The sequence below is a fragment of the Streptomyces qaidamensis genome (assembly GCF_001611795.1).
Lineage (GTDB): Bacteria > Actinomycetota > Actinomycetes > Streptomycetales > Streptomycetaceae > Streptomyces > Streptomyces qaidamensis.
In genome coordinates this window covers 5,167,202-5,190,018 of record NZ_CP015098.1, presented here as the reverse complement: position 1 = coordinate 5,190,018, position 22,817 = coordinate 5,167,202, and the positions used below count along the sequence as shown (strand labels likewise).

The 22,817-nt window shown below is 67.5% G+C and carries 18 protein-coding genes and 3 rRNA genes; 4 read left to right on the top strand and 17 right to left on the bottom strand.

From position 1 onward, the window contains the following. Positions 1-235 precede the first annotated feature (235 nt). A complete protein-coding gene (locus A4E84_RS23065) occupies positions 236-514 on the bottom strand; it encodes a glutaredoxin family protein (protein ID WP_174569452.1) in 279 nt (92 codons plus the stop codon). A 162-nt stretch (positions 515-676) separates the two neighbouring features. Here A4E84_RS23065 and A4E84_RS23060 point away from each other — a divergent pair, with 162 nt between their 5' ends. The 3 genes from A4E84_RS23060 (at position 677) to A4E84_RS43845 (ending at position 4,204) form a co-directional block, all read left to right on the top strand. After that, positions 677-1,594, top strand: a complete 918-nt coding sequence (locus tag A4E84_RS23060; RefSeq protein ID WP_062928407.1) for an HAD family hydrolase — start codon at positions 677-679, stop codon at positions 1,592-1,594. Positions 1,595-1,943: 349 nt separating this feature from the next. Beyond that, complete coding sequence (locus A4E84_RS23055) at positions 1,944-2,714, top strand: ECF subfamily RNA polymerase sigma factor, BldN family (protein ID WP_062928406.1); 771 nt, start codon at positions 1,944-1,946, stop codon at positions 2,712-2,714. Positions 2,715-2,950: 236 nt separating this feature from the next. After that, on the top strand, positions 2,951-4,204 hold the full coding sequence (locus tag A4E84_RS43845; RefSeq protein ID WP_062928405.1) for a DUF5667 domain-containing protein: 1,254 nt from the start codon (positions 2,951-2,953) through the stop codon (positions 4,202-4,204). A gap of 69 nt (positions 4,205-4,273) precedes the next feature. On the opposite strand, the gene A4E84_RS23045 is transcribed toward A4E84_RS43845, so the two are convergent. The 11 genes from A4E84_RS23045 to A4E84_RS23000 form a co-directional block, all read right to left on the bottom strand. Continuing rightward, the gene (locus A4E84_RS23045; protein WP_062928404.1) at positions 4,274-5,329 is read right to left on the bottom strand and encodes a 1-acyl-sn-glycerol-3-phosphate acyltransferase; all 1,056 of its coding nucleotides are present in this window, start codon (positions 5,327-5,329) and stop codon (positions 4,274-4,276) included. 14 nt (positions 5,330-5,343) lie between these two features. Beyond that, entirely contained in the window at positions 5,344-6,405 is a 1,062-nt protein-coding gene (locus A4E84_RS23040) for an NAD-dependent epimerase/dehydratase family protein (protein WP_062928403.1), read from the bottom strand. 200 nt (positions 6,406-6,605) lie between these two features. Continuing rightward, positions 6,606-6,704: a 30S ribosomal protein bS22 gene (locus A4E84_RS41100; RefSeq protein WP_003948845.1), complete on the bottom strand. Its 99-nt coding sequence runs from the start codon at positions 6,702-6,704 to the stop codon at positions 6,606-6,608. A 154-nt stretch (positions 6,705-6,858) separates the two neighbouring features. After that, positions 6,859-7,071, bottom strand: coding sequence for a helix-turn-helix domain-containing protein (locus A4E84_RS23035; RefSeq protein WP_004984898.1), 213 nt, complete (start codon positions 7,069-7,071; stop codon positions 6,859-6,861). Between the two features lie 129 nt (positions 7,072-7,200). Next, positions 7,201-8,016, bottom strand: a complete 816-nt coding sequence (locus tag A4E84_RS23030) for a phosphatase (protein ID WP_062928402.1) — start codon at positions 8,014-8,016, stop codon at positions 7,201-7,203. 249 nt (positions 8,017-8,265) lie between these two features. Next, positions 8,266-9,438 carry an acetoin utilization protein AcuC gene (locus A4E84_RS23025; RefSeq protein WP_062928401.1) on the bottom strand — a complete coding sequence of 391 codons (1,173 nt, stop codon included), beginning with the start codon at positions 9,436-9,438 and terminating at the stop codon, positions 8,266-8,268. Next, positions 9,389-10,606: an MFS transporter gene (locus A4E84_RS23020; protein WP_062928400.1), complete on the bottom strand. Its 1,218-nt coding sequence runs from the start codon at positions 10,604-10,606 to the stop codon at positions 9,389-9,391. Before A4E84_RS23020 ends, A4E84_RS23025 begins: the two co-directional genes overlap by 50 nt. A gap of 88 nt (positions 10,607-10,694) precedes the next feature. Beyond that, entirely contained in the window at positions 10,695-11,339 is a 645-nt protein-coding gene (locus A4E84_RS23015) for an HAD family hydrolase (protein WP_062931566.1), read from the bottom strand. A gap of 62 nt (positions 11,340-11,401) precedes the next feature. Further along, a 5S ribosomal RNA gene (gene rrf, locus A4E84_RS23010) occupies positions 11,402-11,518 on the bottom strand. Between the two features lie 95 nt (positions 11,519-11,613). Next, positions 11,614-14,734: ribosomal RNA gene (locus A4E84_RS23005) — 23S ribosomal RNA — on the bottom strand. Positions 14,735-15,041: 307 nt separating this feature from the next. Next, positions 15,042-16,567, bottom strand: a 16S ribosomal RNA gene (locus tag A4E84_RS23000). The 16S, 23S and 5S rRNA genes sit together here, the layout of an rRNA operon. A gap of 838 nt (positions 16,568-17,405) precedes the next feature. Between A4E84_RS23000 and trpS the strand changes: the two genes are divergently transcribed. Further along, complete coding sequence (gene trpS, locus A4E84_RS22990; protein ID WP_062928399.1) at positions 17,406-18,434, top strand: tryptophan--tRNA ligase; 1,029 nt, start codon at positions 17,406-17,408, stop codon at positions 18,432-18,434. Between the two features lie 39 nt (positions 18,435-18,473). On the opposite strand, the gene proC is transcribed toward trpS, so the two are convergent. From proC to A4E84_RS22965, 5 genes are all read right to left on the bottom strand, one after another. Next, entirely contained in the window at positions 18,474-19,286 is an 813-nt protein-coding gene (proC, locus tag A4E84_RS22985; RefSeq protein WP_062928398.1) for a pyrroline-5-carboxylate reductase, read from the bottom strand. Between the two features lie 299 nt (positions 19,287-19,585). Beyond that, positions 19,586-20,365 carry an ABC transporter permease gene (locus A4E84_RS22980; RefSeq protein WP_062928397.1) on the bottom strand — a complete coding sequence of 260 codons (780 nt, stop codon included), beginning with the start codon at positions 20,363-20,365 and terminating at the stop codon, positions 19,586-19,588. Then, entirely contained in the window at positions 20,362-21,219 is an 858-nt protein-coding gene (locus A4E84_RS22975) for an ABC transporter ATP-binding protein (RefSeq protein ID WP_062928396.1), read from the bottom strand. Before A4E84_RS22975 ends, A4E84_RS22980 begins: the two co-directional genes overlap by 4 nt. 65 nt (positions 21,220-21,284) lie before the next feature. Beyond that, entirely contained in the window at positions 21,285-22,124 is an 840-nt protein-coding gene (locus A4E84_RS22970; RefSeq protein ID WP_062928395.1) for a class I SAM-dependent methyltransferase, read from the bottom strand. An 85-nt stretch (positions 22,125-22,209) separates the two neighbouring features. Then, complete coding sequence (locus tag A4E84_RS22965) at positions 22,210-22,803, bottom strand: dihydrofolate reductase family protein (RefSeq protein WP_062928394.1); 594 nt, start codon at positions 22,801-22,803, stop codon at positions 22,210-22,212. Between the last annotated feature and the right edge of the window lie 14 nt (positions 22,804-22,817).

The following is a 22,817-nucleotide window of genomic DNA, read 5'->3' as shown; positions in this document are numbered from 1 at the left end:
TTTGTGAACGCGTGCACAAAGATGGTGTCCGATTTGCCCGGCCAACGTGACCGGGGTCACGCGCCCCCGGCGCACGCGCGGGGAACCGGCGCATACGCACCACCGTTCCTTGTCTTTCGGGGGCAAAACCGCACACTCTCCTCAGCGAATCCCGCCCCCGAGACCAAGTCACCATCGATCCTAAGCGACACGGCGGCCGCTTTGGACTGATCGGTCAGTTGCTCACCGGGCGGGATCAGTCGGTCAGCGCCTTGCGCAGGCGGCCCTCGTCCACGCGCCAGAACGTGTGCTGCCTGCCGTCCACCAGCACGACGGGGATCTGCTCCCAGTACTGGTCGTGCAGTTCCCGATCCTCGGTGATGTCCTTCTGCTCCCAGGGGACTCCGAGATCACCGCACACCTTCTCCACAACGACCTGTGCGTCATCACACAGATGACAGCCGGGCTTGCGGATCAGGGTGACGAGCCGGTCCCGAGGGGGCGTACGACGGAAGAGGGGACTCATGTCGGCCATTGTCGCGCGCCCGGCGGCAAGCGGAACCCTCGCGAAAGCGCCAGGGGGCGCGCCGGCCGCGTCCGTCCCGCGCGGCATCTTTAACGACACGCTTGCCGAGAGTTCACAGGCTTCCAACCTTCTGACTCCGGAACCCCCGAACAGAATGGCTATGCTCACGCCATGGCCGCTCTCGGATGGCTCACTCCCCGTAGGCGCTCCGCCACGGCGCGGAGCGTTTTGGCAGGCGAGGCCTCGGCGGAGGCAGCCCGCAAGTCCACGCAGGAAGCCGCCGGCACGACCGAGGAACCGCAGTTCCCGGTGCACGGCGACGACCAGGCCGCCGCCTTCTTCGACCTGGACAACACCGTCATGCAGGGCGCCGCCCTCTTCCACTTCGGGCGGGGCCTGTACAAGCGGAAGTTCTTCGAGACGCGCGAACTCGCCAAGTTCGCCTGGCAGCAGGCGTGGTTCCGCCTCGCCGGGGTCGAGGACCCCGAACACATGCAGGAGGCCCGTGACTCGGCCCTGTCGATCGTCCAGGGCCACCGCGTCGCCGAACTGCAGTCGATCGGCGAGGAGATCTACGACGAGTACATGGCCGAGCGCATCTGGCCCGGTACGCGCGCCCTCGCCCAGGCCCATCTGGACGCGGGGCAGAAGGTCTGGCTGGTGACGGCCGCCCCCGTCGAGATCGCCACGGTCATCGCCCGCCGCCTCGGCCTGACCGGCGCCCTGGGTACGGTCGCCGAGTCCGTCGACGGCGTCTACACCGGCAAACTCGTCGGCGAACCGCTGCACGGCCCCGCGAAGGCCGAGGCGGTCCGCGCCCTGGCCGCCGCCGAGGGCCTGGACCTCGGCCGCTGCGCCGCCTACAGCGACTCGCACAACGACATCCCGATGCTCTCGCTGGTCGGCCACCCCTACGCCATCAACCCGGACAGCAAGCTGCGCAAGCACGCCCGCGAGCTGGACTGGCGCCTGCGCGACTACCGCACCGGCCGCAAGGCGGCCAAGGTCGGCATCCCCGCCGCGGCGGGCGTCGGCGCGGTCGCCGGCGGCACGGCGGCCGCCATCGCCCTGCACCGCCGCCGCCGCTGACCACCCGATCAAACCGGGACACGGATGTTTACGGCCTGACAATCGCCGTAAATCCAACTGGCGTACCCCCACAACCTCGTGTCCAGTCCTCTTGGCTGCACACGGCCACAACACGCCCTGGACTCAGCCGCAATCCGAACCTTTTCGATCAACAATCGCTCACGGTCCGGCACTTGATACGGCGTCAATCGGTTACGGAAGCGACGTAATCGATGATTTGAGCAACTCGGTGTAGCAGTGCCTGCACGAAGCGTTATTCTCCTCAGACGCAAACCGGTACCCCACCGTCGCTACGACGGGTGAAAGGTCCCGCACTGCACGTGATGGAAGCTCTGCCTCTGGGAGTCCCGTGTACCCACACGTCGGGGTTGACGCCTCGGGCCTGGCTACGCTGCGCGCAACGGTCCAAAACCTGTTGCGCGGCTTCGTCCCCACCGCGTACGCCAGCCCCGCATTCGCCACCGCCGCGCCCGTCGGCCCGTGCTACGCACTGGCCGACGGCAGCGCCGCGGTCGGCAGACGAGGCCGCCCGTCCGGGGCGGCCACCGCCCGCCGCCCGGCGGCGGACAGCGACAGCGCCCGGATGATGGACCTCGTGGAGCGCGCCCAGGCCGGCGAGTCCGATGCCTTCGGCCGCCTCTACGACCAGTACAGCGACACCGTCTACCGGTACATCTACTACCGGGTCGGAGGAAAGGCGACCGCCGAGGACCTCACCAGCGAGACCTTTCTGCGTGCCCTGCGCCGCATCGGCACCTTCACCTGGCAGGGCCGCGACTTCGGCGCCTGGCTCGTGACCATCGCCCGCAACCTCGTCGCGGACCACTTCAAGTCCAGCCGTTTCCGGCTGGAGGTGACCACCGGCGAGATGCTCGACGCCAACGAGGTCGAGCGCTCCCCCGAGGACTCCGTCCTGGAGTCCCTCTCCAACGCCGCCCTGCTCGACGCCGTGCGGCGGCTCAACCCCCAGCAGCAGGAGTGCGTGACGCTCCGCTTCCTCCAGGGCCTCTCCGTCGCCGAGACCGCCCGCGTCATGGGCAAGAACGAGGGCGCCATCAAGACCCTCCAGTACCGGGCCGTCCGCACCCTCGCCCGGCTCCTCCCGGAAGACGCCCGCTGACCGCCCCGCACAGACGGCGACACCCAACTCACGGTCCGTGAACGTCCGTTGGCTTCGGCATCCGATCAGCCGTGGTCCGTAACCCAAGTGCCACGCCGCTCGTTGTGCGGGATGCAGGCTCCCTGTGGTCACCCCCTGGCCGACTCCGATCACTCGATCGTGTGGTCGTGGTCAGGGTGTGCAACCCTCAGGACCCCCTGGGGAGTCGACCGTCATGACGAGAGGAGGTGCCGCCAGTGATCGCGAACGTATCGGCGCACCGGCGGGCGAACGCCTTCGCCCAGGCCCTGGAGGAGCAGTCCGAGCAGGGCACGGCGGCCGAGCAGCCCGAAGGTTCGGCACCGGCCCCGGCAGTCGTGGGACCGACTGAGCAGGCCCGCCATCTGGCGCTCGCCTCGGGTCTCGGCGCGTTGCCCAAGCCGGAGCTCGACCCGGAGGTCAAGGTCGTTCAGCGGGCCCAGCTGGTGGCCGCCTTCGAGGCCATGCTCCAGGAGGGCACCGTGGGCGGCGGGGCGACGGACAGCGCGGTCCCCGAGCAGCGATCCCGGGGCCGCGGGGCGCACCGCGCGGGTTCGCTGAGGAAGTTCCGGCCGCGTTCCCGGCTCGCCAAGGGCCTCACCGCGGGCGGACTCAGCGTCGGGGTGGCCGCCAGCGCCTTCGGCGGAGTCTCCGCCGCCAGCTCGGACGCCCTGCCCGGCGACTCGCTCTACGGCCTCAAGCGCGGCATCGAGGACGTCAAGCTCGGCCTCGCCGACGGGGCGGACGAACGCGGCCGGGTCTACCTCGACCACGCCTCCACCCGGCTCAGCGAAGCCCGGCGCCTGATGGAGCGCGGCCGGAGCGGCCCGTTGGACCACGAGTCCCTCGGCGAGATCCGCCGCGCCCTGTCCGGCATGCGGCACGACGCGTCCGAGGGCCACCGGCTGCTGAGCGAGGCGTACGAGCGCGACCCGGACTCCCTGGGCCCCATGCAGGCCCTGTCCGCGTTCTCCCGCTCCCACCGCGAGGCCTGGGGCGAACTGCGCGAGCGACTGCCCGTCCAGCTGGGGGACGTCAGCGAGCAGGTGTCCTCGGTGTTCGACGCCATAGAGGAGGACGTCGCCCCGCTGCGGTCCCTGCTGCCCGAACCTCCGGCCACCAGCGGCGGCGACGGCAAGCGGCAGGGCGCCACCGAATCGGCTCCCAGCGGCTCCTCCGGCACCGACCGCTCGGCCCGGCCCAGCGACAGCGGCAGCCGGCACAGCGACGGGGGCAGCACCGGCAGCGGCGGCAGCCCCAGCCGCTCGGCCGGCTCCGGCAGCGCCGGCGACGGCCTGCTCGGCGGCAACACCGGCGGCCTGCTCGACCCGCCGAAGGACAAGGACAGCGAGGCGAGCACCTCCCCGTCGGCGGAGGGCGACACACCCGTCCCCGAGCCGGACGTGACGCTCCCGCCGCTCCTGCCGGGACTGCTGCCCGGCCTGGGCATCGACAGCGAGGACGCGGACTAGCGGACCAGATGGCGACGGTGGGGGCGCCCCTTCAGCAAGGGGCGCCCCCACCGTCGTACGTCGGCAGGATCAGAAGAACACCGACCGCCGCTGCACCAGCAGCTTGTACAGCGTGTGCTGGATCTGCTCCCTGACCTGGTCGGTCAGGTTGAACATCAGCATCGGGTCCTCGGCCGCCTCCGGCGGGTAGCCGTCCGTCGGGATGGGCTCGCCGAACTGGATCGTCCACTTGGTCGGCAGCGGAATCGCCCCGAGCGGCCCGAGCCACGGGAACGTCGGCGTGATCGGGAAGTACGGGAAACCGAGCAGCCGGGCAACCGTCTTGGCGTTGCCGATCATCGGGTAGATCTCCTCGGCCCCGACGATCGAGCAGGGGATGATCGGCGTCCCCGCGCGCAGAGCCGTCGAGACGAAACCGCCACGGCCGAAGCGCTGCAGCTTGTACCGGTCCGCGAAGGGCTTGCCGAGGCCCTTGAAGCCCTCCGGCATCACCCCGACCAGTTCGCCCTGCTCCAGCAGCCGGGACGCGTCCTCGGCGCACGCCAGGGTGTGACCGAGCTTGCGGGCCAGCTCGTTGACCACCGGCAGCATGAACACCAGATCAGCGGCGAGCAGGCGCAGATGTCGGCCCGCCGGATGGTTGTCGTGCACCGCGACCTGCATCATCAGGCCGTCCATCGGCAGGGTGCCGGAGTGATTGGCGACGATCAGGGCCCCGCCCTCGGACGGGATGTTCTCCACGCCCTTCACCTCGACCCGGAAGTACGTCTCGTACAGCGGGCGCAGCAGGGACATCAGGACCTGGTCGGTGAGTTCCTCGTCGTAGCCGAAGTCGTCGACCTCGTAGTCCCCGGTGAGGCGGCGGCGCAGGAAGGCCAGGCCGCCCGCGATCCGCCGTTCGAGACCGCCCGCGCCCTCCCGGGAAGGCTCCGGCGGCTGTTCCTCAGAAGTCACAGGAACATCATCCTGCGGAACAGCCCTGGTGGGCAGGGGCTGCACCTCACGTACCGGCACGGACTCCGCGCCCGGGCGACGGTTCCCGGCGCTCCGGCGCCGCTGGGGACGCTGCACGGCGCTCCCCCGGGACCGGTCGTCGTCGAACGGAATGACCTTGGCGTCCGCCATCGTTGATGCGCTCCTCAGTTGGCGCTCTGCGTCGGGAGGTGTCCGCCGCCCGCGAGGGGCAGGTCGGCGATCCGGTCGACGGCCCCGGCAAGGGCCTCCGGCGGAAGGAGTCCGGGGCCCTGGCTGCGGGCGAAGTCCGCGAACGTCTCCGCGGTCGTGTACTTGGGCTGGAATCCCAGCGTCTCGCGCATCTGGCCCGTGGCCACCACCCGGCCGTGCGTGAGCAGCCGGATCTGCTCGGGCGAGAAGTCCGTCATCCCCAGGGTACGCACCAGCGAGCCCGCCCAGGTGACCGCCGGGAGCAGCAGGGGCACGGTGGGGCGCCCGAGGCGCCGGGAGCACTGGGAGAGCAGCAGCACACCGTCGCCGGCGATGTTGAAGGTGCCGCTGTTGAGCGTGCCGCGGCGGGGTTCGTGCGAGCCGATCCGCAGCACTTCGATCACATCGTCCTCGTGCACGAACTGCAGCCGCGGGTCGTAGCCGAACACGGTCGGCAGGACCGGCAGCGCGAAGTACGAGACGAGCGGGGTGTCCGCGGTCGGGCCCAGGATGTTGGCGAACCGCAGCACGCACACGGCCACGTCGGGCCGCCGGCGTGCGAAGCCGCGGACGTATCCCTCGACCTCGACGGTGTCCTTGGCGAAGCCGCCGCTGGGCAGGGACTTGGGCGGGGTCGTCTCGGTGAACACGGCCGGATCGCGGGGCGCGGAGCCGTAGACGTTCGTACTGGACTTCACGACCAGCCGCTGCACGGACGGGGACTTCTGGCAGGCACCGAGCAGCTGCATGGTGCCGATGACGTTGGTCTCCTTCAGGGAGGCCCGGTTGCCGCTGCCCAGCGGCGTGCCCGTCACGTCCAGGTGGACGATCGTGTCGGCGCCCGTCTCGGCGAGCACCCGCGCGATCCCGGGCTGCCGGATGTCGGCCTGGATGAAGTCGGCACCGCCCAGATGGTGCTCGGGGGGCACCGCGTCCACGGCGACGACCCGTTCCACCTCGGGGTCCCGCTGGATCCGCCTGACGAACCGGCCCCCCAGCTGGCGGGCCACTCCGGTCACGAGCACGACCTTGCCCAAGATCAGCGCCTTCCTTCCGAACCTCTCGCCCCCGCCGCGTTCCCCCGTGGGGCCAACTTAGCGGGTTGCTGTCGCGCTGTGATGACCGCCCGATGCGCGAAGTGACCGGAACCGCCGGACGACCGGAACGGATATGCGTGTGGCCCCCCACCGGTGGTGGGGGGCCACAGCAACGCTCTCGCGGCGTCCGCGTCGCGAACTTACTTCTTGTTGCGACGCTGAACGCGCGTGCGCTTGAGCAGCTTGCGGTGCTTCTTCTTCGCCATCCGCTTGCGCCGCTTCTTGATAACAGAGCCCACGACTACCCTCGCTCACTTCTCATCACTCGGTGTTTGGGCGCCATGGGCCCATACGACCTACGAGGGGCCAGCCTACCCGTCCGAGCGCTGAGGTCGTAATCGAGGAGGCCGGGGAGATCCGAAGTGCCCTGTGAGGATCGCCCCGACCCTGCCGTCAGGCGGTTTCCACCCCCACATAACTCTCGCGGAGGTACTCGTGAACCGCTTGCTCCGGGACGCGGAAGGACCGCCCCACACGGATCGCGGGCAGATGACCGCTGTGCACCAACCGGTACACGGTCATCTTCGACACTCGCATCACCGAGGCGACTTCCGCCACGGTAAGGAACTGAACCTCGTTCAGAGGCCTCTCGCCAGCTGCAGCCATGACACACCTGAACCTTCCGCACTCGACGGCCACCGGCTTCCCCTTCCGGTGACTCTTCGTCGCTGCGTGCTCACTCCCCAATGTAGGGGCCAGTGATGCGAGTGGGGAAGAGGTGCACCCATCGGCGGCCTACTGTGACAGACACGCCCGATTGAGTACGTAGCGGGTAAGCGGCAGGTAGTAATCGGACCGCACGCCGTCATCAAGTGGAACAGCGACGGACACGGACCCCTCGGCCTCCCCCACGAACAGCGCCGGGTCGTCCGTATCGGCCGGCCCGATGGCCTCGAACCCCAGCTGACCTGCCCCGCAGACCCACCCGTGGTCTCCGATCACCAGCTCGGGAAGGGGCCCGCCGGCCTCCGCGCAAGCGGCCAGTACGGTACGAACCGGGAGAGGTGAGTGCGTATGTGCGCCGGGCTCACAACCGGGGCGTTCCGCGCGGGGGGTCCGCACCAGCGCGACTCCTCGTACGTAGTCGAGGTTGTACGTGCGTAGGCCGAACCGGGTCGTTATGTCGACACGGCGACCCTGCGCGGGGGTGAGAACGTCACATCCCGCCGCCGACAGCGCGTCTGCCAGAGCGCCGTAGAAACCGAGCAGCCGGTGCGGGTGCCCGGTGCCGAGGAGCACGGGAGCCTTGCGCCGGGCGGCCTCGGCGAGGTGTTCCGCGAAGGCGTCCAGAGCCGCCAGGGTCCGCTCCGGATCGATCACGTCCTGGCCGGAAACCCGCCGGGAATCGGCCGAAACCCCACACCTGTCCGCCATCAGCTCGATCAACTCCCGCTGCCCCCAGGCACCTTCGGGATCGATACCGAGCAGCACCCGGGGGTCCCGGGCGGCGAAGAGCCGGTAACGGCGCAGGCTCTCCTCCCGCGAGGTCGCCACGGTCCCGGCGAGCCGCGCGCCCACCAGGTGCGCACGCAGGGCTTCGGTGGTCAGCACACGGAGATCGTGCGTGACCGGAACTCCCCCTGTCCCCAGAACCCGCGAACACCGCACGCTCGGCCTACACCCGGCGTCACTCCCTCACGCCGGCAGCCCTCGCAGCGGGAACACCGCCCGCCGCACCACGAACACCGCACCGCCCGCCCACACCCGCCGACACCCCCTCACGCCAGCCGCCCCCGCAGCGGGAACACCGCCCGCCGCACCACGAACACCGCACCGCCCGCCCACACCCGCCGCCCCCCCTCACGCCAGCAGCCCCCGCAGCGGGAACACCGCCCGCCGGGCCGCCAGCACCGCCTGGTCCAGCCGGTCCGCCGGGTCGTACCCCGCCTCCCAGCCGGACCACTCCACCGGCCAGCGCCCGTCCGTCATCCGCGCCGGAGCCAACTGCCGCGTCCTCGCGAACACTTCCTGCCGCCAGCCCTCGGGGATCATCGCCTCGGGCTCCACGGCCCGGCCCGCCGCGATCGCGACCAGATGCGTCCACGAGCGCGGCACGACATCGACCACCGCGTAGCCGCCCCCGCCCAGGGCCACCCACCGCCCGCCGGCGTGCTCGTGCGCCAGGTCGTGACAGGCCACCTGCACCGCCCGCTGCGCGTCCAGCGACACCGCCAGGTGCGCCAGCGGATCCTCGAAGTGCGTATCGGCCCCGTGCTGCGTCACCAGCACCTGCGGCCGGAAGTCCGCGATCAGCTCCGGCACGACCGCGTGGAACGCCCGCAGCCACCCCGCGTCCCCCGTCCCGGCCGGCAGCGCCACGTTCACCGCCGAGCCCTCCGCGCTGTCCGCCCCGGTCTCCTCCGGCCACCCGGTCTGCGGGAACAGCGTCCGGGGATGCTCGTGCAGCGAGATCGTCAGCACCCGCGGGTCCTCCCAGAACGCCGCCTGCACCCCGTCCCCGTGATGCACGTCGACGTCGATGTACGCGACCCGCTCCGCGCCGAGCTCCAGCAGCCGCGCGATCGCCAGCGACGCGTCGTTGTAGATGCAGAACCCGGACGCACCGCCCGGCATCGCGTGGTGCAGCCCGCCCGCGAAGTTCACCGCGTGCAGCGCCTCACCGCGCCACACCGCCTCCGCCGCCCCGACCGACTGCCCGGCGATCAGCGACGACACCTCGTGCATCCCGGCGAACGCCGGATCGTCCGTCGTCCCCAGCCCGTACGACTGGTCCGCCGCCGCCGGATCCGCCGACGCGGCCTTCACCGCCTCGATGTAGTCCTGCCGGTGGACGAGCCGCAGCGTCGACTCCCCGGCCGCCTTGGCGGCGACGACGTCCACCTCACGGTCCAGCCCGAAGGCGTCGACCAGTTTCCGGGTCAGGGCGAGCCGGACGGGGTCCATCGGATGCCCCGGACCGAAGTCATAGCCCGTTACTGCCTCGTCCCACATCAGCTGTGCGCGGCCGCTCATGCCCGCCACCGTATCGGTCCGGTTGAGGCGCGAACGACCGGGCGTACACCAGCGTCACCAGCACCAACACCATCGGCACCAGCATGGCCCCGCGATAACTCCACAGGTCCCCGAGCGCCCCGACCAGCGGCGAACCGATCAAAAACCCCACATAGTTGAAGACATTCAGCCGAGCGACGGCCGCGTCCGAGGCCCCCGGGAACAGCCGTCCGGCCGCCGCGAAGGTCTGCGGCACCAGCACGCACAGTCCCAGCCCCAGCAGCGTGAACCCCAGCATCCCGACCCACGCCCCCGGGGCCGCCGCCACCACGGCGAACCCGCCCGCCGCCACCAGCGCCCCGCCCCGCACCACCGCGACCGCCCCGAACCGCCGCACCCCGAGGTCCCCGAGCGCCCGACCCAGCAGCGTCGTGACCATGTACACGTTGTACGGCACCGTCGCCATCTGCTCCGAACTCCCGAGCACGTCCTGAAGGTACTTCGCACTCCAGTTGGAGACGGTCGAGTCCCCGATGTACGCGACCGTCATCACCAGACACAGCGGCAACAGCCACTTGAAGGCGACCGCCTGGCCCTCCCCGCCCTTCTCCTCCGCCACGGGTCCCGCATCCCGGTCGTCGACGTACCACCGGCTCCCCACCAGCACAGCCGGCAACAGCACCAGCACGACCGGCAGATACGACACCCACAACGCCAGATGCCAGTGCGCACCCACCCACGCCAACGAGGCCCCGACGATCCCGCCCAGGCTGTAGGCCGCGTGGAAACTGAGCATGATGCTGCGCCCGTACGACCGCTGCAGGCTCACCCCGAGCATGTTCATCGACGCGTCCAGCACCCCGACGGCGAGCCCGAACGCCGCCAGCGCGACCCCGAGCTCCACCATCCGCTCCCCGGCCCCGACCCCGAGCAGCGCCAGCAGCACCACGGGCTGGGACCACCGCAGCAGCCGGCTCGGCCGCACCCGCTTCACCAGCCGCTCGGTGGTCACGCTCCCGACCCCGGCGAGGATCGGCACGGCGGCCAGAAACGCCGGCAGCAGCGCGTCGGAGACCCCATACCGGTCCTGGATGGCCGGGATCCTCGTCACGAGCAGAGCGAAGGCGACACCCTGCACCAGGAAGCTGAACGCCAGCGAGCCCCTGCCGCGCCGCAGCACATGAGTCATGGCGGCGAGCGTAGGGCCCCTGCTTACCCGTGGGTAGATCCAGCCGAAGATGAATGTGATTCAGCTTCGGCCGGCCTTCGGGAGCGGCTCACACCAGCAGGTCGGCCAGCTCCCCCATATCGGAGAAGAGCCCGGTCGCCCCGGTGAGCTTCTCCGCCGGCGTCATGGCGGTGAACCCGTAGACGTCCATCCCCGCCGCGACGGCCGCCTGGACACCCAGCGGACTGTCCTCGACGACGACGCACCGCTCCGGCGAGACCCCCATCCGCTCGGCGGCGTACAGGAAGAGGTCGGGGGCCGGCTTACCCCGCCCGACGTCCTGTGAACTGAAGATCCGCCCCTGGTCGAACCACCGGTCGAGCCCGGTCGTCCGATGCCCCACCCGAATCCGCTCATGGCTCCCGGAGGACGCCACGCAGTACGGCACACCGTCCGCGGCCAGCTTCTCCAGGACTCCGGGCGCCCCGGCCACGGCCACCAGTTCCTGCTCGAACGCCGCGAACACCCGCGCGTGGAAGACGTCGTCGAAGCTCTCCGGCAACCGCTGCCCCGTCCGCTGGAGGACGAGCTCATGGATCCGGTGCATCGCCGATCCCATGTAGTCCCGAATGGACTCCTCGTACGAGGTGGGGTGCCCCAGTTCGGTGAGGTACGCCGCGAGCAGCCGGTTGGAGATGGGCTCACTGTCGACGAGCACACCGTCGTTGTCGAAGATCACGAGGTCATAGCGCATGGCTTTGAGCCTAAACGCAGAAAACCCCCGCATCCGAAGATGCGGGGGTTTCCCTAAGAATTGTTCGGCGGCGTCCTACTCTCCCACAGGGTCCCCCCTGCAGTACCATCGGCGCTGTAAGGCTTAGCTTCCGGGTTCGGAATGTAACCGGGCGTTTCCCCTACGCTATAACCACCGAAACACTATGAAACTGTCGAACCATGCCACACCATACCGTGACCATGGCATGGGGCTGTTCGTGGTTTCAGAACCAACACAGTGGACGCGAGCAACTGAGGACAAGCCCTCGGCCTATTAGTACCGGTCAACTCCACACGTTACCGTGCTTCCATATCCGGCCTATCAACCCAGTCGTCTACTGGGAGCCTTACCCTCTCAAGGAGGTGGGAATACTCATCTCGAAGCAGGCTTCCCGCTTAGATGCTTTCAGCGGTTATCCCTCCCGAACGTAGCCAACCAGCCATGCCCTTGGCAGGACAACTGGCACACCAGAGGTTCGTCCGTCCCGGTCCTCTCGTACTAGGGACAGCCCTTCTCAATATTCCTACGCGCACAGCGGATAGGGACCGAACTGTCTCACGACGTTCTAAACCCAGCTCGCGTACCGCTTTAATGGGCGAACAGCCCAACCCTTGGGACCGACTCCAGCCCCAGGATGCGACGAGCCGACATCGAGGTGCCAAACCATCCCGTCGATATGGACTCTTGGGGAAGATCAGCCTGTTATCCCCGGGGTACCTTTTATCCGTTGAGCGACGGCGCTTCCACAAGCCACCGCCGGATCACTAGTCCCGACTTTCGTCCCTGCTCGACCCGTCGGTCTCACAGTCAAGCTCCCTTGTGCACTTACACTCAACACCTGATTGCCAACCAGGCTGAGGGAACCTTTGGGCGCCTCCGTTACTCTTTAGGAGGCAACCGCCCCAGTTAAACTACCCATCAGACACTGTCCCTGATCCGGATCACGGACCCAGGTTAGACATCCAGCACGACCAGACTGGTATTTCAACGACGACTCCCCCTGAACTGGCGTCCAGAGTTCACAGTCTCCCAGCTATCCTACACAAGCCGAACCGAACACCAATATCAAACTGTAGTAAAGGTCCCGGGGTCTTTCCGTCCTGCTGCGCGAAACGAGCATCTTTACTCGTAGTGCAATTTCACCGGGCCTATGGTTGAGACAGTCGAGAAGTCGTTACGCCATTCGTGCAGGTCGGAACTTACCCGACAAGGAATTTCGCTACCTTAGGATGGTTATAGTTACCACCGCCGTTTACTGGCGCTTAAGTTCTCAGCTTCGCCCAGACGAATCTGAGCTAACCGGTCCCCTTAACGTTCCAGCACCGGGCAGGCGTCAGTCCGTATACATCGCCTTACGGCTTCGCACGGACCTGTGTTTTTAGTAAACAGTCGCTTCTCGCTGGTCTCTGCGGCCACCCCCAGCTCACCGTGTAAAACGGATCACCAGACGTGGCCCCCCTTCTCCCGAAGTTACGGGGGCATTTTGCCGAGTTCCTTAACCATAGTTCACCCGAACGCCTCGGTATTCTCTACCTGACCACCTGAGTCGGTTTAGGGTACGGGCCGCCATGAAACTCGCTAGAGGCTTTTCTCGACAGCATAGGATCATCCACTTCACCACAATCGGCTCGGCATCAGGTCTCAGCCTCATGTGATCCGGATTTACCTGGATCACGGCCTACACCCTTACCCCGGGACAACCACCGCCCGGGATGGACTACCTTCCTGCGTCACCCCATCACTCACCTACTAACCGCTTGGTTCAGCGGCTCCACCACTTTCCTTTCCCCGAAGGGTCCGGAACGGCTTCACGGCCTTAGCATCACGATGCTCGATGTTTGACGCTTCACAGCGGGTACCGGAATATCAACCGGTTATCCATCGACTACGCCTGTCGGCCTCGCCTTAGGTCCCGACTTACCCTGGGCAGATCAGCTTGACCCAGGAACCCTTAGTCAATCGGCGCACACGTTTCTCACGTGTGTATCGCTACTCATGCCTGCATTCTCACTCGTGAACCGTCCACAACTACCTTCCGGTGCTGCTTCACCCGGCACACGACGCTCCCCTACCCATCACGATCCCCGTTGGGGGTATATATCGCAATGACACGACTTCGGCGGTACGCTTGAGCCCCGCTACATTGTCGGCGCGGAATCACTAGACCAGTGAGCTATTACGCACTCTTTCAAGGGTGGCTGCTTCTAAGCCAACCTCCTGGTTGTCTCTGCGACTCCACATCCTTTCCCACTTAGCGTACGCTTAGGGGCCTTAGTCGATGCTCTGGGCTGTTTCCCTCTCGACCATGGAGCTTATCCCCCACAGTCTCACTGCCGCGCTCTCACTTACCGGCATTCGGAGTTTGGCTAAGGTCAGTAACCCGGTAGGGCCCATCGCCTATCCAGTGCTCTACCTCCGGCAAGAAACACACGACGCTGCACCTAAATGCATTTCGGGGAGAACCAGCTATCACGGAGTTTGATTGGCCTTTCACCCCTAACCACAGGTCATCCCCCAGGTTTTCAACCCTGGTGGGTTCGGTCCTCCACGAAGTCTTACCTCCGCTTCAACCTGCCCATGGCTAGATCACTCCGCTTCGGGTCTTGAGCGTGCTACTGAAACGCCCTATTCGGACTCGCTTTCGCTACGGCTTCCCCACACGGGTTAACCTCGCAACACACCGCAAACTCGCAGGCTCATTCTTCAAAAGGCACGCAGTCACGAGAACAAGGCAAGCCTTGTTCCGACGCTCCCACGGCTTGTAGGCACACGGTTTCAGGTACTATTTCACTCCGCTCCCGCGGTACTTTTCACCATTCCCTCACGGTACTATCCGCTATCGGTCACCAGGGAATATTTAGGCTTAGCGGGTGGTCCCGCCAGATTCACACGGGATTTCTCGGGCCCCGTGCTACTTGGGTGTCTCTCAAACGAGCCGCTGATGTTTCGACTACGGGGGTCTTACCCTCTACGCCGGACCTTTCGCATGTCCTTCGCCTACATCAACGGTTTCTGACTCGTCCTGTTGCCGGCAGACAACAGAAGAGAGATCCCACAACCCCGCATACGCAACCCCTGCCGGGTCTCACACGTAGACGGTTTAGCCTCATCCGGTTTCGCTCGCCACTACTCCCGGAATCACGGTTGTTTTCTCTTCCTGCGGGTACTGAGATGTTTCACTTCCCCGCGTTCCCTCCACACTGCCTATGTGTTCAGCAGCGGGTGACAGCCCATGACGACTGCCGGGTTTCCCCATTCGGAAACCCCCGGATCAAAGCCTGGTTGACGACTCCCCGGGGACTATCGTGGCCTCCCACGTCCTTCATCGGTTCCTGGTGCCAAGGCATCCACCGTGCGCCCTTAAAAACTTGGCCACAGATGCTCGCGTCCACTGTGCAGTTCTCAAACAACGACCAGCCACCCGTCACACACCACTTGCGCGATGCTTTACCGGGGCCGGCGACTGAGGAAGTTCATTCCCTCAGACACCCAACAGCGTGCCCGACACGATCAGCTGACCAGATCAGCGTTCCACACCCCGAAGAGCAGTACTAGCGCCTGGTCCATCCTGGACCGTGCCGAATAGTCAACGTTCCACCCATGAGCAACCAGCATCAGACATTCGCCGATGTACTGGCCTCTGACCTCACCCCGAAGGGATCGGTAAGAAGTGCTCCTTAGAAAGGAGGTGATCCAGCCGCACCTTCCGGTACGGCTACCTTGTTACGACTTCGTCCCAATCGCCAGTCCCACCTTCGACAGCTCCCTCCCACAAGGGGTTGGGCCACCGGCTTCGGGTGTTACCGACTTTCGTGACGTGACGGGCGGTGTGTACAAGGCCCGGGAACGTATTCACCGCAGCAATGCTGATCTGCGATTACTAGCAACTCCGACTTCATGGGGTCGAGTTGCAGACCCCAATCCGAACTGAGACCGGCTTTTTGAGATTCGCTCCACCTCGCGGTATCGCAGCTCATTGTACCGGCCATTGTAGCACGTGTGCAGCCCAAGACATAAGGGGCATGATGACTTGACGTCGTCCCCACCTTCCTCCGAGTTGACCCCGGCGGTCTCCTGTGAGTCCCCATCACCCCGAAGGGCATGCTGGCAACACAGAACAAGGGTTGCGCTCGTTGCGGGACTTAACCCAACATCTCACGACACGAGCTGACGACAGCCATGCACCACCTGTACACCGACCACAAGGGGGGCACTATCTCTAATGCTTTCCGGTGTATGTCAAGCCTTGGTAAGGTTCTTCGCGTTGCGTCGAATTAAGCCACATGCTCCGCTGCTTGTGCGGGCCCCCGTCAATTCCTTTGAGTTTTAGCCTTGCGGCCGTACTCCCCAGGCGGGGAACTTAATGCGTTAGCTGCGGCACCGACGACGTGGAATGTCGCCAACACCTAGTTCCCACCGTTTACGGCGTGGACTACCAGGGTATCTAATCCTGTTCGCTCCCCACGCTTTCGCTCCTCAGCGTCAGTAATGGCCCAGAGATCCGCCTTCGCCACCGGTGTTCCTCCTGATATCTGCGCATTTCACCGCTACACCAGGAATTCCGATCTCCCCTACCACACTCTAGCTAGCCCGTATCGAATGCAGACCCGGGGTTAAGCCCCGGGCTTTCACACCCGACGTGACAAGCCGCCTACGAGCTCTTTACGCCCAATAATTCCGGACAACGCTCGCGCCCTACGTATTACCGCGGCTGCTGGCACGTAGTTAGCCGGCGCTTCTTCTGCAGGTACCGTCACTTTCGCTTCTTCCCTGCTGAAAGAGGTTTACAACCCGAAGGCCGTCATCCCTCACGCGGCGTCGCTGCATCAGGCTTTCGCCCATTGTGCAATATTCCCCACTGCTGCCTCCCGTAGGAGTCTGGGCCGTGTCTCAGTCCCAGTGTGGCCGGTCGCCCTCTCAGGCCGGCTACCCGTCGTCGCCTTGGTGAGCCATTACCTCACCAACAAGCTGATAGGCCGCGGGCTCATCCTTCACCGCCGGAGCTTTTAACCTCCACCCAGGAGGATGGAAGTGTTATCCGGTATTAGACCCCGTTTCCAGGGCTTGTCCCAGAGTGAAGGGCAGATTGCCCACGTGTTACTCACCCGTTCGCCACTAATCCCCACCGAAGTGGTTCATCGTTCGACTTGCATGTGTTAAGCACGCCGCCAGCGTTCGTCCTGAGCCAGGATCAAACTCTCCGTGAATGTTTTCCCGTAATCGGGATGAACACCACGAGAGCGGAACAGTCAGGCGGAATAGGCCCGACCGTTCACAGCGTCCTCGCTGTGATTTCTTCAAAGGAACCTCGCCCCAGCCGTTATGGCCGGAGACGGGGTATCAACATATCTGGCGTTGACTTTTGGCACGCTGTTGAGTTCTCAAGGAACGGTCGCTTCCTTTGTACTCACCCTCTCGGGCTTTCCTCCGGGCGCTTCCCTTCGGTCTTGCGTTTCCGACTCTATCAGATCTTTCCGATCCGATTTCCTCGGTGCTTTCCAGGTTCCCGCTTCCGCGTTTCCCTTTCCGGCGGTTCCGACTCTATCAGATCCTTTCGGGCCTGATCCCCGGTCAGCGGGGGTTGTCTTTGCGGCTGTTGGGCCGTTCCGACGAGTGAGACTTTAGCGGATTCCCCGGCTCCCGAGCCAATCGGGCGCCTCGTCCATTCGAACGGGGATTCCTCATTCCGTAAATACACATACCAATGAAGCGACGACAGATGCACTGCACGTCGAATAGTGGTGAGTACCTGCGGATTGGCTGCCCGGGGACCGACCGGAGTCGGCGCTCACGTCGGGCAACTCGGAGAACACTACGTATGGGGGTAGGGCGTGTCAACTCGGGGGCGGGCCGCACTCCGGCGGCGTACTCTGAGCCGCATGACGACGCGTACGTGCACCCGACTGTGGTGGGCCGCCTGACGGCGGCCGTTCTCACGTATGCACTCAACGGCCGCCGCTTCGGCGGCCGTTTTCGTTTCTCCTCCCGGCACCACGGAGGGGCGGCCGCCGGGAGCGGCGGTCCCGACCAGGAGATGGAGGAGAGATGACACGGGTCTTCAGCGGGGTCAAGCCGACGGGGCATCTGACGCTGGGGAACTACCTGGGAGCCATGCGGCGGTGGGCCGCGGTCGACCAGCACGAGGCCGACGCCCTGTTCTGCGTCGTGGACCTGCATGCCCTGACCGTCGACCACGATCCCGCCCGGGTGCGCAGACTGAGCCGGCAGTCGGCGACGCTGCTGCTGGCGGCCGGGCTGGATCCGGAGCTCTGCACGGTGTTCGTGCAGAGCCACGTGGACGAGCACGCCCGGCTGTCGTACGTACTGGAGTGCGTGGCCACCGACGGTGAGATGCGGCGGATGATCCAGTACAAGGAGAAGGCCGCGCGGGAGCAGCGGCGGGGTGGGAGTGTGCGGCTGTCGCTGCTGACGTATCCGGTGCTGATGGCTGCGGACATCCTGGCGTACGGGGCCGGCGAGGTGCCGGTCGGGGACGATCAGCGGCAGCATGTGGAGCTGGCGCGGGATCTCGCCGTGCGGTTCAACCAGCGGTACGGGCACACGTTCGTGGTGCCCCGGGCGACGCGGCCGGGGGTCGCGGCTCGGGTGATGAATCTGCAGGATCCGGCGTCGAAGATGGGCAAGAGCGACGACGTCGGGCCGGGGATCGTCTATCTGCTGGACGAGCCGGACGTGGTGCGCAAGAAGATCATGCGGGCCGTGACCGACAGTGGGCGGGAGGTCGTGTACGACCCCGAGGCCCGGCCGGGGCTCGCCAATCTGCTGGAGATCCTCGCCGCGTGCACGGGTGGGGAGCCCGAGCTGTTGAGTGGTGCGTACACGTCGTACGGGGACGTGAAGAAGGACACCGCGGAGGCCGTGGTCGAGGTGCTCCGGCCCTTGTGGGAGAGGCACAAGGAGTTGTGTGCGGATCCCGCGTATGTGGAGGGGGTGCTGCGGGACGGGGCCGAGCGGGCTCGGGGGATGGCCCGGCCGACGGTGGATGCCGCGTATCGGGCGATCGGCTTGCTGCCGGCCGTGGCGGAGAAGGAACCGGCCGGGGCCGGGATGTGACGTGGCTGCGGGGGCGGGTGACGTGCCCGCCCCCGGTGGTCAGCTGTTGTTGCCGGAGGCCAGGGCGCGGCTGCGGTCGCGGGCGGCTTCGAGGGCGGCGATGAGGGCGGCCCGTACGCCGTGGTTCTCCAGTTCGCGGATGGCGTTGATCGTCGTGCCGGCGGGGGACGTGACGTTCTCGCGGAGCTTGACCGGGTGTTCGCCGCTGTCGCGGAGCATCGTCGCGGCGCCGATGGCGGACTGGACGATGAGGTCGTGGGCCTTGTCGCGGGGCAGGCCGAGGAGGATGCCGGCGTCGGTCATGGCTTCGACCAGGTAGAAGAAGTAGGCCGGGCCGGAGCCGGAGAGGGCGGTGCAGGCGTCCTGCTGGGACTCGGGGACGCGGAGCGTCTTGCCGACGGCGCCGAAGATCTCCTCGGTGTGGGCGAGGTGGTCGGAGGTGGCGTGGGTGCCGGCGGAGATGACGGACATCGCCTCGTCGACCAGGGCCGGGGTGTTCGTCATGACGCGGACGACCGGGGTGCCCGGGGCGAGGCGTTCCTCGAAGTAGGCCGTGGGGATGCCGGCGGCGCCGCTGATGACCAGGCGGTCGGCGGGGACGTGGGGGGCGAGCTCGTCGAGGAGGGTGCCCATGTCCTGCGGTTTGACCGTGAGGATCAGGGTGTCGGCGGTCTTGGCGGCTTCGGGGTTGGTGACCGGGGTGACGCCGTAGCGGGTGCGGAGCTCTTCGGCTCGGTCCTGGCGGCGGGCGGTGACCAGGAGGTCGGACGGGGTCCAGCCGGCGCGGATCATTCCGCTGAGCAGGGCTTCGCCGATCTTGCCGGTGCCGAGGACTGCGACTTTCTGGGTCATGGCGCGGGATGCCTCCGAAGGGTGCGTCGTCCGGGGTCCATCCTCGCACCGGGGAGTGCGGGACGGCTCGGGTGTCCGCTGGGCGGGATGTCGCACCGGGGTGGCCAGGCCCCTTCTGATGGATCTCCGCGGGAGAAGGAGCGGCGTTCGGTGCGTGCTCTCGGCGTGCCGCGTGGAAGCCCTCGATGGGGGCCCCGCTCGTGCGAAGCCGAGAGTGGGGGAGGAGACCTGGGCCTTCGCGCGGTGCGGCGAGAGTGCGTGCCGGGCGTCGCGACGCCGCGGAGATCCATCAGAAGGGGCTAGGACGTCCGGCGCCTGAGGGTCGCCGCGCCCAGGGTCAGGACGAGGAGTGCGCAGCCCGCGACGATGAGGACGTCACGGACGAACGTGGCCGTCATGTCCGTGTGGTGCAGGACCTCGTTCATGCCGTCGACGGCGTAGGACATGGGGAGGACGTCCGAGATGGCCTCCAGGGCGGGGTGCATGTCGTCGCGCGGGGTGAACAGGCCGCACAGGAGGAGCTGGGGGAAGATCACCGCCGGCATGAACTGGACCGCCTGGAATTCGGAGGCGGCGAAGGCCGAGACGAAGAGGCCGAGGGCGGTGCCGAGCAGGGCGTCGAGGAGGGCCACCAGGAGGAGGAGCCAGGGGCTGCCGGTGACGTCGAGGCCGAGGAACCAGAGCGCGAGGCCGGTGGCCAGGGCGGACTGGATGATCGCGAGGGTGCCGAAGGCGAGGGCGTAGCCGGCGATGAGGTCGCCCTTGCCGAGGGGCATGGCGAGGAGGCGTTCGAGGGTGCCGGAGGTGCGTTCGCGCAGGGTGGCGATGGACGTCACCAGGAACATCGTGATCAGCGGGAAGATCCCGAGGAGGGACGCGCCGATGCTGTCGAAGGTGCGCGGGCTGCCGTCGAAGACGTAGCGGAGCAGGAACAGCATCACGCAGGGGATCAGGATCAGCAGCGCGATGGTGCGGGGGTCGTGGGTGAGCTGGCGCAGGACCCGGGCTGCGGTGGCGGTGGTGCGGGAGGCGCTCAGGGCCCTCGGTGGGGTGGTCGGCCGGATGGCGGTGGTGGTCATCGGGTCGTCTCCTTCGCGCGGGCTGCCGCTTTCGCCTCGTCGACCAGGTGGAGGAAGGCCTCTTCGACCGTTTCCGCGCCGGTGCGGGTGCGCAGGGCGTCGGGTGTGTCTCCGCCGGCCTCCGGCCGGGAGGTGCCCCCAGCCAGGAGTTCGCCCTCGCGCATGAGGAGGAGGCGGTGGCAGCGCTCGGCTTCGTCCATGACGTGGGAGGAGACGAGGAGGGTGGCGCCGCGGCCGGTCGCGATGTCGTGGAAGAGGGCCCACAGGTCGCGGCGCAGGACCGGGTCGAGGCCGACGGTCGGTTCGTCGAGGACGAGGAGTTCCGGGGAGCCGAGGAGGGCGACGGCCAGGGAGACGCGGTTGCGCTGGCCGCCGGAGAGGTTGCCGGCGAGGGCGTCGGCGTGGGTGGTGAGGTCGACGTCGGCTATCGCGCGGGTGACGTCGGCGGCGCGGCGGTCGGCTGCCGGGCGGCCGGGGTCGAGGATCGCGGCGAAGTAGTCGAGGTTCTGGCGGACGGTCAGGTCGTCGTAGACGGACGGGGCCTGGGTGACGTAGCCGATGCGGGTGCGCAGGCTGGGGTGGCCGGCGGGGTGGCCGAGGACGTCGAGGGTGCCGGTGACCTTGGCCTGGGTGCCGACGAGGGCGCGCATGAGGGTCGACTTGCCGCAGCCGGAGGGGCCGAGGAGGCCGGTGATCTGTCCTCGGGGGACGGTGAAGCCGAGGTCGCGCAGGACGGTGCGGGGGCCGCGGGTGACGGTGAGGTTCTCGGCGTGGACGGCTGGGGCGGGCGGGTCCGGGAGGGGATCGGGGGCGGGTGCCGGGCCTGGGCGTGGAGACCCGGGAGCATTATTCATCACGTGATGAATAATGCTCCCGGGTGGGGGACGCGTCAAGCGGCCGGGGTGAGCGGGTGCGCGCGTCAGGCCGGGGTCCTGGCGAGGAGGAGGACCACCTCGTAGACCTCCTCCACGACGCCGTCCGGGAAGGCCCGGAGGAGGTGCTCGCGCTCTTCGGCCAGGAACGACGCGGTGCGGTCCGCGCCGCTTACGAGGAAGACGGAGTGGCTGCCGATGTTGGCGAGGTGGGTGTCGACCGGGACGCGGCGGCTCCAGCGGACCGTGCGGCGGGTGAAGTCGAGGCGGCCGCTGGGGTCGGCGGTGCGGTAGTCGACGTTGCGTTTCTCGGCGGAGACGTCGATGGCGAAGTGGCGCTCCATGCGGGCGGCGGCCTCGGCGATCCAGGGGACGTCGAGCGCGTCGGTGTTCCACCAGAGGGCGAGGGCGCCGCCGGGGCGCAGGACGCGCAGGACCTCCGGGACGGCGCGGGCGGGGTCGGTCCAGTGCCAGGCCTGGGCGTAGGTGACGAGGTCGACGGAGGCGTCGGAGAGGGGGAGGTCGTCGCCCGTGCCGCGGATGATCGGGATGCCGGGCAGGGTGCGGCGGAACTGGGCCGCCATGCCGTCGCCGGGTTCCACGGCGACGACGTCCGCGCCCCGGGCGTGCAGGAGGGCGGTGGCGATGCCGGTGCCGGCGCCGATGTCCGCGACGCGGGTGCCGGCGAGGGGGCGGCCCGTCAGGTCCTCCATCGCGACGAAGAGGGCCGGGGGGTAGGAGGGGCGGTTGGCGGCGTACTGGGCCGCGGCGGCGTTGAAGGAGTGGGCGCGTGCGGCTCGGGCGGGCCCGGCGGTGGGGTGTGCGGCTGGGGGGTCGGGGGTGAGGTCGGCTCCGGTGGGGTGGTGGGCGGAGGCAGGTGTGGTCATACCGCCATGGTGGCGGGGGGCGGGGTGGGGTGTGGTGAGAGTTCGGTGAGATCGGGTCGGGCCGGTGGCGGTGCGACGGCGGGCCTCAGCGGCGGGTGAGGTGCGTGAGGGTGACGCCGTTGGGGAAGGCGGTGCGCTCGGCGAGATCGAAGACGGTGGGGTCGAAGGCCCCGTCGAAGGCAGGGATACCGGCGCCGACGACCACCGGGTAGTGCTTGACGACCAGTTCGTCGATCTCGGGCAGGAGGGCACCGGCGAGCCTGCCGCCGCCGCAGAGCCAGATGTTCAAGCCGGCGTCCTGCTCCCGTTTCAGTTGGCGGACGAGGGCGAGCGGGTCGCCCGGAACGACGGTGACGGCCGGGTCGACGTCGTGCCCGAGCGTGCTCGACACCACGTACTGGCGCAGGTGTGCGTAGGGGCTGGTGACCCCCTGGTCGAGGGGGCCGCGGTAGGTGCCGGCGCCCATGACGACGGTGTCGAAGTACCGGTTGGGTGCGTCGGCGAGGCCCGCGGCGGCGCGGTAGGCGGTCGGGACGGTCTCGGGGTACAGGGTGTTGGCCCAGGCGCTGTAGGCGGCGCTCTGCTGTTCGGTACCGGTGGGGAAGAAGTCGTACTCGCCCTTGGGGCCGGCGATGCGGCCGTCGAGCGTGACTGCGATGTAGTACACGAGCTTTCGCATAGGAGACTCCAGAC

Excerpts from the sequence above, each read along its gene's own strand:
- A4E84_RS23015 (WP_062931566.1), bottom strand. The coding sequence starts at position 11,339 with ATGCGCTATGACCTCGTGATCTTCGACAACGACGGTGTGCTCGTCGAC.
- A4E84_RS22970 (WP_062928395.1), bottom strand. The coding sequence starts at position 22,124 with ATGACCACACCTGCCTCCGCCCACCACCCCACCGGAGCCGACCTCACC.
- proC (WP_062928398.1), bottom strand. The coding sequence starts at position 19,286 with ATGACCCAGAAAGTCGCAGTCCTCGGCACCGGCAAGATCGGCGAAGCC.
- A4E84_RS22975 (WP_062928396.1), bottom strand. The coding sequence starts at position 21,219 with ATGAATAATGCTCCCGGGTCTCCACGCCCAGGCCCGGCACCCGCCCCC.
- A4E84_RS23020 (WP_062928400.1), bottom strand. The coding sequence starts at position 10,606 with ATGACTCATGTGCTGCGGCGCGGCAGGGGCTCGCTGGCGTTCAGCTTC.
- A4E84_RS23025 (WP_062928401.1), bottom strand. The coding sequence starts at position 9,438 with ATGAGCGGCCGCGCACAGCTGATGTGGGACGAGGCAGTAACGGGCTAT.
- A4E84_RS22965 (WP_062928394.1), bottom strand. The coding sequence starts at position 22,803 with ATGCGAAAGCTCGTGTACTACATCGCAGTCACGCTCGACGGCCGCATC.
- A4E84_RS23045 (WP_062928404.1), bottom strand. The coding sequence starts at position 5,329 with ATGGCGGACGCCAAGGTCATTCCGTTCGACGACGACCGGTCCCGGGGG.
- A4E84_RS22980 (WP_062928397.1), bottom strand. The coding sequence starts at position 20,365 with ATGACCACCACCGCCATCCGGCCGACCACCCCACCGAGGGCCCTGAGC.
- A4E84_RS23065 (WP_174569452.1), bottom strand. The coding sequence starts at position 514 with ATGGCCGACATGAGTCCCCTCTTCCGTCGTACGCCCCCTCGGGACCGG.
- trpS (WP_062928399.1), top strand. The coding sequence starts at position 17,406 with ATGACACGGGTCTTCAGCGGGGTCAAGCCGACGGGGCATCTGACGCTG.
- A4E84_RS23060 (WP_062928407.1), top strand. The coding sequence starts at position 677 with ATGGCCGCTCTCGGATGGCTCACTCCCCGTAGGCGCTCCGCCACGGCG.
- A4E84_RS23035 (WP_004984898.1), bottom strand. The coding sequence starts at position 7,071 with ATGGCTGCAGCTGGCGAGAGGCCTCTGAACGAGGTTCAGTTCCTTACC.